The sequence below is a fragment of the Enterobacter cloacae complex sp. Mu1197 genome (genome assembly GCF_040059225.1).
Taxonomy (GTDB): domain Bacteria; phylum Pseudomonadota; class Gammaproteobacteria; order Enterobacterales; family Enterobacteriaceae; genus Enterobacter; species Enterobacter quasiroggenkampii.
Genome location: NZ_CP157375.1, coordinates 1,446,185 through 1,458,722, shown reverse-complemented (window position 1 = coordinate 1,458,722; position 12,538 = coordinate 1,446,185). Strand labels below are relative to the sequence as shown.

Sequence of the window (12,538 nt, the reverse complement as noted above, 5' to 3'; positions counted from 1 at the left end):
CATGACGGTGGAACTGAGCGACCAGGAGATGATGCGCTACAACCGCCAGATTGTGCTGCGCGGATTTGATTTCGAAGGTCAGGAAGCGCTCAAGGCGGCCAGCGTGCTGGTCGTCGGGCTGGGCGGGCTGGGCTGCGCCGCCGCGCAGTACCTTGCCGCGGCGGGTGTGGGAAGCATGACGCTGCTGGATTTCGATACCGTGTCGGTCTCCAACCTGCAGCGCCAGACGCTGCACAGCGACGCGACGGTGGGCCAGCCGAAAGTGGAATCCGCCAGGGCTGCGCTGGCGCGCATCAACCCCCACGTTCAGTTCACGCTGATTGACGCAATGCTGGATGACGACGCGCTGTTCGCACAGATTGCCCGGCACGACCTGGTGCTGGACTGCACCGATAACGTCACCGTCCGCAACCAGCTCAACGCGGGCTGTTTTGCTCACAAAACCCCGCTGGTCTCCGGCGCGGCGATCCGCATGGAGGGGCAAATCAGCGTCTTCACCTACGCCGAGGGTGAACCCTGCTACCGCTGCCTGAGCCGTCTGTTTGGCGAGAATGCGCTGACCTGCGTTGAGGCGGGCGTAATGGCGCCGCTCGTCGGCGTGATTGGTTCATTGCAGGCAATGGAAGCGATCAAAGTGCTGGCGAATTACGGCACGCCCGCAGCGGGTAAAATCGTGATGTACGACGCGATGACCTGCCAGTTCCGCGAGATGAAGCTGATGCGTAACCCGGGGTGTGAGGTGTGTAGCCAGTAAAAAGTCGGGTGGCGGCTTCGCCTTACCCGACCTACAACGGCTCGAACGCAGGCCGAATAAGCGCCAGTACCATCCGGCAACCGCGATGCGAACGTAGGCCGGGTAAGCGTTAGCGCCACCCGGCAACAGCAATGCGAACGTAGGCCGGGTAAGCGCCAGCGCCACCCGGCAACCGCATCAGATGGACGTCCGTCCAAACGCCCCCTGCCAGTCCTGCTCAAACTTCACAATCGCCGCATCCACAGCCGGAGAGGTAATAAACTGCTGCGCCACGTCCAGCGGCAGCGTGATGGACTCGCACCCAGCCAGCAGGCAGTCCAGCGCCTGACGCGGGGTTTTAAAGCTCGCGGCCAGCACTTTTGACTGCGGGGCATGCAGCGTCAGCAGCTGCTGTAATTCCACCACGGTCTGGATCCCGTCCCCGCCCTGCGCGTCCACGCGGTTAACGTACGGGGCCACATACTCCGCCCCCGCCAGCGCGGACAGCATCCCCTGCGCGGCACCGTATACCGCCGTACCCAGCGTCGGGATCCCTTCCGCTTTGAGCATCTTGATCGCCGCCAGCCCTTCTGCGGTTACCGGCACTTTCACCACCAAATCGTTAATGATAGCGCGCAGCTTACGCGCGTCCTCCACCATCCCTTCGGCGGTTGTCGCCATCACCTGCGCGAACAGACGGCCTTTACCGCCCAGCGCATCGTGCAGCGCGGGCAGCAGTTCATCGAGCGGCGTTTTACCGGCCGCAACGATGCTTGGGTTGGTGGTCACGCCCGCCAGCGGGAAGATACGCGCCAGCTTTTTAACTGCCGCAACGTCAGATGTGTCGAGATAAAGTTCCATGATGTCACCCTCAAAATTAGCCTGCACTTACCCTATCACGACAAAACCTGCTCAAGAGTTGACCTGCATCAAGATAACTTTCATTCGAAAGTCATTTAATCTTCGTATGCAAGATGAGAGGCGAAAACATGATCTTCAATATTCAGCGTTACTCTACCCACGATGGCCCCGGTATCCGTACCGTGGTGTTCCTGAAAGGCTGCTCGCTGGGCTGTCGCTGGTGCCAGAACCCGGAAAGCCGCTCCCGCAGTCGGGACGTTCTGTTTGATGCGCGTCTGTGCCTGGACGGCTGCGACCTGTGTCAGCAGGCGGCACCGGGCTGTATCGAACGTGCGCTGAACGGGATGGTCATTCATCGTGAGAAATTAAGTGAAGAGACGCTTAATGCCCTCACCGACTGCTGCCCGACGCAGGCGCTGACCGTCTGCGGTGAAGAACGGCAGGTCGAGGAGATCATGGCGACCGTACTGCGCGACAAACCCTTCTACGACCGCAGCGGCGGCGGGATCACCCTCTCCGGCGGCGAACCGTTTATGAACCCCGAGCTGGCGCAGGCCCTGTTTAAAGCCAGCCATGACCAGGGGATCCACACAGCCGTCGAAACCTGCCTTCACGTGCCGTGGCACTATATCGAGCCGTCATTACCGTACGTCGATCTGTTCCTCGCCGACCTGAAGCATGTCGACGGGGACGTTTTCAAGCAGTGGACGGACGGTTCGGCTAAGCGCATCCTGGACAACCTGAAACGCCTGGCCGCCGCCGGGAAAAAGATCATCATCCGCGTGCCGCTGATCCAGGGCTTTAACGCGGATGAAGCCTCCATCACCGCCATCACCAACTTCGCTGCCGATGAGCTCGGCGTCGACGATATTCATTTTCTGCCGTATCACACGCTGGGCATGAACAAATACACCCTGCTCGGCCAACCCTACTCTGCCCCTGACAAACCGCTGGATAACCCTGCCCTGCTGGACTTCGCGCAGCAGTACGCCTGCCAGAAAGGGTTAACCGCGACCTTACGAGGATAAACTTATGACAACCCTGAATCTCAATACCCTCAGCGAGCGCATTAAGGCGCACAAAACGGCGCTGGTGCATATCGTTAAGCCGCCGGTCTGTACCGAGCGTGCCCAGCATTACACCGAAATGTACCAGCAGCACATGGACAAGCCGATCCCGGTCCGTCGCGCCCTGGCGCTGGCGCATCACCTGGCCGAGCGTACCATCTGGATCAAACACGACGAGCTGATTATTGGTAACCAGGCCAGTGAAGTACGCGCCGCACCGATCTTCCCGGAATACACCGTCTCCTGGATTGAGAAAGAGATTGACGACCTGGCGGATCGCCCGGGCGCGGGCTTTGCGGTGAGTGAAGAGAACAAGCGTGTGCTGCATGAGATCTGCCCGTGGTGGCGCGGCCAGACGGTGCAGGATCGCTGCTACGGCATGTTCACCGACGAGCAGAAAGGCCTGCTGGAAACCGGCATCATCAAAGCCGAAGGCAACATGACCTCCGGCGACGCGCACCTGGCGGTGAACTTCCCCCTGGTGCTGGAGAAAGGTCTCGACGGCCTGCGCGCCAAAGTGGCCGAGCGCCGCTCGCGCATCAACCTGACGGTGCTGGAAGACCTGCACGGCGATCAGTTCCTGAAGGCAATTGATATCGTGCTGGAAGCGGTGAGCCTGCACATCAAACGCTTCGCCGATCTGGCGCGCGAGATGGCCTCCACCGAAACCCGCGAAAGCCGCCGCGACGAGCTGCTGGCGATGGCAGAAAACTGCGACGTGATTGCTCACGAGCCGCCAAAAACCTTCTGGCAGGCGCTGCAGCTGTGCTACTTCATTCAACTGATCCTGCAGATTGAGTCCAACGGCCACTCCGTCTCCTTCGCGCGTATGGACCAGTATCTCTATCCGTACTACCGCCGCGACGTGGAGCTGAACCAGAGCCTGGATCGCGAACATGCCATCGAGCTGCTGCACAGCTGCTGGCTGAAGCTGCTGGAAGTGAACAAGATCCGCTCCGGCTCGCACTCCAAAGCCTCCGCCGGCAGCCCGCTGTACCAGAACGTCACCATCGGCGGCCAGAAGCTGGTCAACGGTGAGCCGATGGACGCGGTGAACCCGCTCTCCTACGCGATTCTGGAATCCTGCGGTCGCCTGCGCTCCACCCAGCCGAACCTGAGCGTGCGTTACCACGCGGGCATGAGCAACGACTTCCTCGACGCCTGCGTGCAGGTGATCCGCTGCGGCTTCGGGATGCCCGCGTTCAACAACGATGAAATCGTGATCCCGGAATTCATCAAGCTCGGCGTTGAACGAGACGACGCCTACGGCTACGCGGCGATTGGCTGTATCGAAACCGCGGTGGGCGGCAAGTGGGGCTATCGCTGCACCGGCATGAGCTTCATCAACTTCGCCCGCGTGATGCTGGCCGCGCTGGAAGGCGGCCGCGATGCCACCAGCGGCAAGGTGTTCCTGCCGCAGGAGAAAGCGCTCTCTGCCGGTAACTTCGACAATTTCGACGAGGTGATGGCGGCCTGGGATAGCCAGATCCGCTACTACACCCGCAAATCCATCGAGATTGAGTACGTGGTGGACACCATGCTGGAGGAGAACGTTCACGATATTCTCTGCTCGGCGCTGGTGGACGACTGCATCGAGCGCGCGAAAAGCATCAAGCAGGGCGGCGCGAAGTATGACTGGGTCTCCGGCCTGCAGGTGGGGATCGCCAACCTCGGCAACAGCCTGGCGGCGGTGAAGAAGCTGGTGTTCGAACAGGGCGTCATTGGCCAACAGCAGCTGGCGGCGGCGCTGGCGGATGACTTCGACGGCCTGACCCACGAGCAGCTGCGTCAGCGTCTGATCAATGGCGCGCCTAAGTACGGTAACGATGACGACAGCGTGGATATGCTGCTGACCCGCGCCTATCAGACCTACATTGAAGAGCTGAAGCAGTACCATAACCCGCGCCACGGCCGCGGCCCGATTGGCGGTAACTACTACGCGGGCACCTCCTCGATTTCCGCGAACGTGCCGTTTGGCGCGGCGACGATGGCGACACCGGACGGACGTAAGGCGCACACGCCGCTGGCGGAAGGGGCAAGCCCGGCTTCCGGTACCGACCACCTGGGTCCAACGGCGGTCATCGGTTCCGTGGGTAAACTGCCTACCGAGGCGATTCTCGGCGGCGTGCTGCTGAACCAGAAGCTTAACCCGTCAACGCTGGAAAACGACAGCGATCGCCAGAAGCTGATGGTGCTGCTGCGCACCTTCTTCGAGGTGCATAAGGGCTGGCATATTCAGTACAACATCGTCTCGCGCGACACGCTGCTGGAGGCGAAGAAACACCCTGACCAGTATCGTGACCTGGTGGTGCGCGTCGCAGGTTACTCGGCGTTCTTCACCGCCCTGTCGCCGGATGCGCAGGACGATATTATCGCCCGAACTGAACATACGCTGTAAGAAAAACGCCCGGTGGCGCTGCGCTTACCGGGCCTACAGAGTCTCCCCGTAGGCCGGGTAAGGCGAAGCCGCCACCCGGCTTTCTGACTTTCATTCGAAATTAAATTTGTGCTCCCCGTCACCTTGTTATTAGAATGTTTCAAAACGCAGTGACCCAGGAGCACAGTATGACCGTTAAAGTTATCGTCACCGATATGGACGGAACTTTTCTTGATGATGCCAAGCAGTACGATCGTGACCGCTTCCAGGCACAGTTTGAACAGCTTAAAGCCCGCAACATTGAATTCGTTGTCGCCAGCGGCAACCAGTATTACCAGCTCATCTCCTTCTTTCCGGAGCTCAAAGATCGGATCTCCTTCGTGGCGGAAAACGGCGCGCTGGTGTTCGATCGCGGGGAGCAGATTTTTCACGGCGAGCTGACCCGCCATGAATCGCAGATCGTGATTGGCGAACTGCTGAAAGATAAAGGGCTGAACTTCGTGGCCTGCGGGCTGGAGAGCGCGTACGTCAGCGATAAAGCCCCGGATGCGTTCGTGGCGCTGATGTCAAAGCACTACCACCGCTTAAAGCGCATTAGCGATTACCGTGAAATTGACGACGTGCTGTTTAAGTTCTCCCTGAACCTGCCGGACAGCGATATCCCCAATTTGGTGGATAAGCTGCACGTCTCGCTGGACGGCATCATGAAGCCGGTCACCAGCGGCTTTGGCTTTGTCGATTTGATTATCCCCGGCCTGCACAAAGCTAACGGCATCAGCCGTCTGCTGAAGCGCTGGAAAATCTCCCCGCAAGAGTGCGTGGCGATTGGCGACAGCGGCAACGATGCCGAGATGCTGAAGCTGGTGAAATATTCCTTTGCGATGGGTAACGCGGCAGAGAGCATCAAAGAAATCAGCCGCTACAGCACCGATGACAACAACCATCAGGGCGCGCTGAACGTCATTCAGGCCGTGCTCGACAACCATTCCCCGTTCGACGCCTGATCCTTTCTTCGCCGGAGCCTGGCTCCGGCCTCTCACTCTTTTTCCGTCCTGTGGCGCACGTCAAGTTTTTAAACTTGCATTAACTTATTTTTAACTTAAAGTATCACTTGTAGACACTTTTACTTTCGAATGAAAGATGCGAGGCAGTTATGACCTTTACCAGTGAAACCTTGCCGGCGGATCACAAAGCGGCAATCCGTCAGTTGAAACGTGAGTTACGCGCGCAGATCGGCGACGTGCAGGCGGTGTTTAACAAGCTCAGCGACAAAATTGCCACCCGCGTGGCGGAAATTAACGCGCTTAAAAATAAAGGTGAATCCGTCTGGCCGGTGATCCCGTTTACCGATGTGAAAAACGGCACGATTACCGACGCGCAGCGCGACGCCGTTAAACGCCGCGGCTGTGCGGTGATTAAAGGTCACTTCCCGCGCGAGCAGGCACTGGCGTGGGATCAGTCGATGCTCGACTACCTCGATCTGAACAAGTTTGACGAGGTGTACAAAGGGCCAGGCGATAACTTCTTTGGCACCCTGACCGCTTCCCGTCCGGAGATTTACCCGATCTACTGGTCGCAGGCGCAGATGCAGGCGCGTCAGAGTGAAGAGATGGCGCAGGTGCAGTCGTTCCTTAACCGTTTATGGACGTTCGAGAGCAACGGCAAGCAGTGGTTCGACCCGGACGTGAGCGTGATTTACCCGGATCGTATCCGCCGCCGTCCGCCGGGAACCACCTCGAAAGGGCTGGGTGCGCATACCGACTCCGGCGCGCTGGAGCGCTGGCTGCTGCCGGCTTACCAGCAGGTCTTTGCCCGCGTGTTTGACGGCAATGTCGACAAGTACGATCCGTGGAACGCCGCGCACCGTACCGAAGTGGAAGAGTATACCGTCGATAACACCACTAAATGCTCGGTGTTCCGCACCTTCCAGGGCTGGACCGCGCTGTCGGATATGATCCCCGGACAGGGCTTGCTGCACGTCGTGCCGATCCCGGAAGCAATGGCGTACATTCTGCTGCGTCCGTTGCTGGACGACGTGCCGGAAGACGAGCTGTGCGGCGTGGCGCCGGGGCGCGTGCTGCCGATTTCCGAGAAGTGGCACCCGCTGCTCATCGAGGCGCTGACCAGCATTCCGGCGCTGGACGCGGGCGATTCGGTGTGGTGGCACTGCGATGTGATCCACTCCGTCGCGCCGGTGGACAATCAGCAGGGCTGGGGCAACGTGATGTATATTCCTGCCGCACCGATGTGCGAGAAAAACCTCGCCTACGCGAAGAAGGTCAAGGAAGCGCTGGAGACCGGCGCATCGCCGGGGGATTTCCCACGCGAAGATTATGAAAAGAGCTGGCAGGACCGCTTTACCGTGAACGATCTCAATATCCACGGCAAGCGCGCGCTGGGCATGGTCTAACTGTCGTACAGCCCTTCCCGCTCAACGGCGGTGCGTCGTTTTCCCTGACGTATCCGCCGTACCGATTCTCGCACGGTCAGCGTGCCGTTAAGCAGTAACGTCCCCACCGGCGCGTCCGGGCGCATGAGCCGCTGCTGGAGCATGTGTACCGCTTCCGTCCCCAGCTCGTCGCGGGGAACATGCACGGCCGTCAGCGGCACATCCTGGATCGCCGCCAGGTTAAACCCGTCAATGCTCATCACCGAGACGTCCTGCGGCACGCGCAAGCCGTGGTTTTGTAATGCGCTGATGGTCCCCGCCGCCATAAAATCGCCGCCGACCAGGAACGCGGTTGGCAAATCCTTGCCCTGCATTTCGCTGAGCCAGGCGCTGACCAATTGTTCCGTTTCGCGCGCGCTGAAGCTGGGCACCACCAGCAGATCGCGCCTGTCGTTGAACGCCAGGTTGTGAGACTGCCACGCGTCACGGATCCCCGACAGGCGCAGCTCCATGGTGTAGCGACGCAGGCACAGCACGTTCATCACCTCACGGTGTCCCATCTCGAACAGGTACTCCGCCGCCCGCTCGCCAATGGCGCGGTGATCCGGCGCAACGGCAGGCAGACGCATGTGCCGGTCGCGGCAGTTAATCAACATGCAGGGTTTGCCGACATCCGCAGCCAGATCGTGGATATGCGGGTCGTCGATACCGAGAAGAATGGCGGCCTGGGTGTCCGACTCGTTCATCCGCGCCAGAAAAAGCTGGGCGTCGCTGTCGTTCTCTTCCAGCGCGCAGTAGCGCAGGCGCACATCGTGGGATGCCAGGCCTTTACTCACGCTCTGGATCACGCGGTAGTAAAAGATGTCGGACCGCTCGTCGAAAGCGCGCTGAGGAGCAAAAACCACCAGGCTATTGAGCAGCAGCCGTCCCGCCGCCATGCCCTCCATCACACCCAGTTCCCGCGCGCACGCCAGCACCTTTGCGCGCGCTTTTTCACTGGTATTCGCTTTCCCCGCCAGCACGCGTGACACGGTGCTGATCGAGAGCTGCGTGCGGGCAGCGATTTCGGTGATTTTTAGCCTTTTGTCCATTTTGTGATCTGGCTCCATTTGCGAAATGAAAAAATTTTCATAGCGTGTTTGTCAGGCAATAACTGATATCAATACCATCTTGCCAGAGTGTTTACGTCAGTTATGAGAAATTTTGCACAAAATAGACTATTGCCCGCTCATTTTCTCCCTTAAGGTGAACCTGTCACACAACTTCCATACTAGTTGTATACCAACTTAAGCAGTTTAAACGGATAGAAATCAAAGGCATAAAAATCTGTGTGACACCTGAACCTCCGTCCCCTTACCGTCCGTCTTGTGGAGAGTAAAATGAGTCAGGACATCAATAACACCGTTGCGACAAGCAAAACCCGTCGCGTCATCAAGAACCTGCGCTGGTACGTGCTGGTGCTGTTTTTGCTGGGCGTCACCGTTAACTACATCACCCGAAATTCCTTAGGTATTCTCGCTCCGGAGCTAAAAGAGAGCCTCGGGATCACCACCGAGCAATACTCCTGGATCGTCGGTGCGTTCCAGATCGCCTACACCATTTTCCAGCCCCTGTGCGGCTGGCTGATTGACGTCATTGGCCTGAAGATTGGCTTTATGGTCTGCGCCGGGATCTGGGCGCTAATGTGTATTTTCCATGCGGGCGCCGGAAGCTGGCTGCACCTGGCCATACTGCGCTTCTTTATGGGGGCTTCAGAAGCCGCCGCTACCCCGGCGAACGCCAAAACCATCGGTGAATGGTTCCCGAAATCAGAGCGTCCCGTTGCTGCCGGCTGGGCGGGCGTGGGCTTCTCTATCGGCGCGATGCTGGCTCCGCCTATCATTTACTTTGCTCACGCGTCGTTCGGCTGGCAGGGGGCGTTCATGTTTACCGGCGTGCTGGCGCTGCTGTGGGTGATCCTGTGGTGGGCGTTCTACCATAACCCGGAGCAGCACCCGAACCTGAGCAAGGACGAGCTGGCGTTTATCAAGCAGGATAACGAACCGCCTGCCGTCAAACTGCCCTTCCTGACCGCGCTGAAAACCGTCTCGAAGAACAAACGCTTCTACGGTATCGCCATCCCGGCCTTTATGGCGGAACCGGCCTGGGCGGTGCTGAGCTTCTGGGTGCCGCTGTACCTTGCCAAAGAGCACGGCATGGATCTGAAGCAGATTGCGATGTTTGCCTGGCTGCCGTTCCTCGCCGCTGACCTCGGCAGCGTGGCGAGCGGCTACCTGACGCGTCTGTACACCCGCCTGTTCGGCTGCTCCCGCGTGAACTCTGTCGTCGCCAGCTCCGTGACGGGCGCGTTCCTGATGATCTCGCTGGCCATCGTGGCCATTACCCGCGACCCGTACATCACCATCGTGCTGATCTCCATCGGCGGCTTCGGGCACCAGATCATCTCCTGCATGCTCAGCGCCCTGGTCGTGGAGTCGTTCGACAAAGGCCAGATGGCGACCGTCAACGGCATGCGCGGCTCGGCGGCGTGGATCGCCAGCTTCCTGTTCTCGCTGTTAATCGGTGTGACCGCCGACAAAATCGGCTTTAACCCGCTCTTTATCGCCATGGGCTTCTTTGACCTGATTGGCGCTCTCTTCCTGGTAGCATTTATTGCTGAACGTCGCGCCAAGCGCGCCTGATAGTGGATGTATTGCATATGAAAACCCTGAAAAACTGGACCGTTGATACGCAGTCGGCAAACCATCTTGAACTGCTGGTCGATAACCAGCACCGTCTGTGCCTGTATGTGCTGGAAGAGAACCTGTTCCGCGTGCTGATCAAACGCAAAGGCGAGCTGGCGCTGGACCGCACCTGGAGCATCGCCCCGGAACAAGACGTGCCGTGGGAAGGTCGCCGTCGTGACGATGTCAGCGGCTTCACCTGCCCGGCCTGGACGCTGACGCAGCAGGACGACACGTTAACTGTGGCAACCGAACAGCTGCGCGTCACCGTGCACCAGCCGCTGTGGCTGGAGTGGCACTACCGCAATGACGCGGGCGAGTGGCAGCCGTTGGTCAACGACCGCCCCACCAGCGCCTACCTGCTGAACGCCCATGGCGACGGCGTGGCGCACTACCTGAGCCGCCGCAAGGACGAGCGTTTCTACGGCCTGGGTGAGAAAGCGGGCGATCTGCAGCGCAACGGTAAACGCTACGAGATGCGCAACCTCGACGCCATGGGCTACAACGCCGCCAGCACCGACCCGCTGTACAAGCACATTCCGTTCACCCTTACCCGCCGCGACGACGTGAGCTACGGCCTGTTCTACGACAACCTGAGCAGCTGCTGGCTGGATCTGGGTAACGAAATCGACAACTACCACACCGCCTATCGCCGCTGGCAGGCGGAAGCGGGCGATATCGACTACTACATCTTTACCGGCAGGCGCGTGCTGGACGTCACCAAAGCCTTTGTGCGCCTGACCGGGAAAACGCTGTTCGGACCGAAATGGAGCCTGGGCTACAGCGGCTCGACCATGCACTACACCGACGCGCCGGACGCGCAGAATCAGCTGATGAACTTCATCCGCCTGTGCGAAGAGCACGCCATTCCGTGCGACTCGTTCCAGCTTTCGTCTGGCTATACCTCCATCAACGGCAAGCGCTACGTCTTCAACTGGAACTATGACAAGGTGCCGCAGCCGAAGGTGATGAGCCAGGCGTTCCACGACGCGGGATTGAAGTTGGCCGCAAACATCAAGCCGTGCCTGCTGCAGGATCATCCGCGCTACAGCGAAGTGGCGGAGAGCGGCCTGTTCATTCGCGATTCAGAAACCGATGCACCCGAATGCTCCAGCTTCTGGGATGACGAAGGCTCGCACCTCGACTTTACCAACCCGCAGACGGTGCAGTGGTGGCAGAACGGCGTCACCACGCAGCTGCTGGAGATGGGCATCGACTCCACCTGGAACGACAACAACGAATATGAAGTGTGGGACGGAGAAGCTCGCTGTCACGGCTTCGGCAAGGAGATCGCCATCAAGCATATTCGCCCGGTCATGCCGCTGCTGATGATGCGCGCCTCGCTGGAAGCGCAGCAGCGCTTTGCGCCGGAAAAACGCCCGTATCTCATCTCCCGCTCCGGCTGCGCCGGGATGCAGCGCTACGTTCAGACCTGGAGCGGTGACAACCGCACCAACTGGGACACGCTGCGCTATAACATCCGCATGGGGCTGGGCATGAGCCTGTCCGGGCTGTTCAACGTCGGCCATGACGTCGGCGGTTTCTCCGGCGACAAGCCGGACGCCGAGCTGTTCGTGCGCTGGGTGCAGAACGGCGTGATGCACCCGCGCTTTACCATTCACTCGTGGAACGATGACCACACGGTGAACGAGCCGTGGATGTATCCGGGCGTCACGCCTGCCATTCGCGGCGCGATTGAGCTGCGCTACCGCCTGCTGCCGTATCTCTATACCCTGCTCTGGCAGGCGCACGCCGACGACGAGCCGATGCTGCGCCCGACCTTCCTCGACCACGAGCACGATGCGCAGACCTTCGAAGAGTGCGACGACTTCCTGCTGGGCCGCGACCTGCTGGTCGCCAGCGTCGTCGAAGCCGGGCAGCGCGAGCGCCGGGTCTGGCTGCCGGATAACGAAACGGGCTGGTATGATTTTTACACCCACGCGTGGTATGCAGGCGGGCAATCCATCGTCCTCGATGCGCCGCTGGAAAAACTGCCGCTGCTGGTGCGCGCCGGAGCCGGTCTGCCGCTGAGCGAGCGCATCACGCATGTGAGTGCCGAAAAAGATACGACCCGCGAGTTGAAGCTGTTCCCGGTGAAAGGCGTCGGCACGACCTCGGGGCTGCTGTTTGAAGACGACGGTGAAAGCTGGGGCTATCAGAACGGCAATGCGCTGTGGGTGGAATGGGAAATGGTGTGCGACGGCGCAACCATCAACCTGAAGGTGAACGCGCGGGGGGATTATCGTCCGGCGTGGAAAGCGCTGAAGATGTCATTACCGGCGGGGGAAAAACGTACGCTGCGGGTGAACGGGGTTGAAGGGAGTGAGTGGGTGCTCTGAACATTGCCGGGTGGCGGCTTCGCCTTACCCGGCCTACAAAGTCACCCGT

At 59.8% G+C, this 12,538-nt stretch carries 9 protein-coding genes; 7 read left to right on the top strand and 2 right to left on the bottom strand.

Features of this window, described 5'->3' with window-relative positions:
* Position 1 precedes the first annotated feature (1 nt).
* The gene (moeB, locus tag ABFV38_RS06885) at positions 2-754 is read left to right on the top strand and encodes a molybdopterin-synthase adenylyltransferase MoeB (RefSeq protein WP_048027059.1); all 753 of its coding nucleotides are present in this window, start codon (positions 2-4) and stop codon (positions 752-754) included.
* Positions 755-931: 177 nt separating this feature from the next.
* Here moeB and fsa read toward each other — a convergent pair whose 3' ends face one another.
* Positions 932-1,594, bottom strand: coding sequence for a fructose-6-phosphate aldolase (gene fsa / locus ABFV38_RS06880; protein WP_023326972.1), 663 nt, complete (start codon positions 1,592-1,594; stop codon positions 932-934).
* Between the two features lie 128 nt (positions 1,595-1,722).
* Between fsa and ABFV38_RS06875 the strand changes: the two genes are divergently transcribed.
* The 4 genes from ABFV38_RS06875 to ABFV38_RS06860 all read left to right on the top strand — a co-directional run bounded on the left by ABFV38_RS06875 (position 1,723) and on the right by ABFV38_RS06860 (position 7,448).
* Positions 1,723-2,622, top strand: coding sequence for a glycyl-radical enzyme activating protein (locus ABFV38_RS06875; RefSeq protein WP_235403860.1), 900 nt, complete (start codon positions 1,723-1,725; stop codon positions 2,620-2,622).
* A gap of 4 nt (positions 2,623-2,626) precedes the next feature.
* A complete protein-coding gene (locus ABFV38_RS06870; protein ID WP_348958910.1) occupies positions 2,627-5,059 on the top strand; it encodes a formate C-acetyltransferase/glycerol dehydratase family glycyl radical enzyme in 2,433 nt (810 codons plus the stop codon).
* 167 nt (positions 5,060-5,226) lie between these two features.
* Positions 5,227-6,042 (top strand): Cof-type HAD-IIB family hydrolase, encoded by an 816-nt coding sequence (locus ABFV38_RS06865; RefSeq protein WP_348958909.1) that lies wholly within the window; start codon positions 5,227-5,229, stop codon positions 6,040-6,042.
* Between the two features lie 149 nt (positions 6,043-6,191).
* The gene (locus ABFV38_RS06860; protein WP_235403849.1) at positions 6,192-7,448 is read left to right on the top strand and encodes a DUF1479 domain-containing protein; all 1,257 of its coding nucleotides are present in this window, start codon (positions 6,192-6,194) and stop codon (positions 7,446-7,448) included.
* On the opposite strand, the gene ABFV38_RS06855 is transcribed toward ABFV38_RS06860, so the two are convergent.
* A complete protein-coding gene (locus ABFV38_RS06855; RefSeq protein WP_348958908.1) occupies positions 7,445-8,518 on the bottom strand; it encodes a LacI family DNA-binding transcriptional regulator in 1,074 nt (357 codons plus the stop codon). The genes ABFV38_RS06860 and ABFV38_RS06855 overlap by 4 nt on opposite strands.
* Positions 8,519-8,806: 288 nt before the next feature.
* Here ABFV38_RS06855 and ABFV38_RS06850 point away from each other — a divergent pair, with 288 nt between their 5' ends.
* Positions 8,807-10,108: an MFS transporter gene (locus ABFV38_RS06850; RefSeq protein ID WP_045909413.1), complete on the top strand. Its 1,302-nt coding sequence runs from the start codon at positions 8,807-8,809 to the stop codon at positions 10,106-10,108.
* Between the two features lie 17 nt (positions 10,109-10,125).
* Positions 10,126-12,489 carry a glycoside hydrolase family 31 protein gene (locus ABFV38_RS06845; RefSeq protein ID WP_348958906.1) on the top strand — a complete coding sequence of 788 codons (2,364 nt, stop codon included), beginning with the start codon at positions 10,126-10,128 and terminating at the stop codon, positions 12,487-12,489.
* The last annotated feature ends 49 nt before the right edge of the window (positions 12,490-12,538 follow it).

Coding starts and splice junctions, on each gene's coding strand:
- moeB (WP_048027059.1), top strand. CDS start 2: ATGACGGTGGAACTGAGCGACCAGGAGATGATGCGCTACAACCGCCAG.
- fsa (WP_023326972.1), bottom strand. CDS start 1,594: ATGGAACTTTATCTCGACACATCTGACGTTGCGGCAGTTAAAAAGCTG.
- ABFV38_RS06875 (WP_235403860.1), top strand. CDS start 1,723: ATGATCTTCAATATTCAGCGTTACTCTACCCACGATGGCCCCGGTATC.
- ABFV38_RS06870 (WP_348958910.1), top strand. CDS start 2,627: ATGACAACCCTGAATCTCAATACCCTCAGCGAGCGCATTAAGGCGCAC.
- ABFV38_RS06865 (WP_348958909.1), top strand. CDS start 5,227: ATGACCGTTAAAGTTATCGTCACCGATATGGACGGAACTTTTCTTGAT.
- ABFV38_RS06860 (WP_235403849.1), top strand. CDS start 6,192: ATGACCTTTACCAGTGAAACCTTGCCGGCGGATCACAAAGCGGCAATC.
- ABFV38_RS06855 (WP_348958908.1), bottom strand. CDS start 8,518: ATGGACAAAAGGCTAAAAATCACCGAAATCGCTGCCCGCACGCAGCTC.
- ABFV38_RS06850 (WP_045909413.1), top strand. CDS start 8,807: ATGAGTCAGGACATCAATAACACCGTTGCGACAAGCAAAACCCGTCGC.
- ABFV38_RS06845 (WP_348958906.1), top strand. CDS start 10,126: ATGAAAACCCTGAAAAACTGGACCGTTGATACGCAGTCGGCAAACCAT.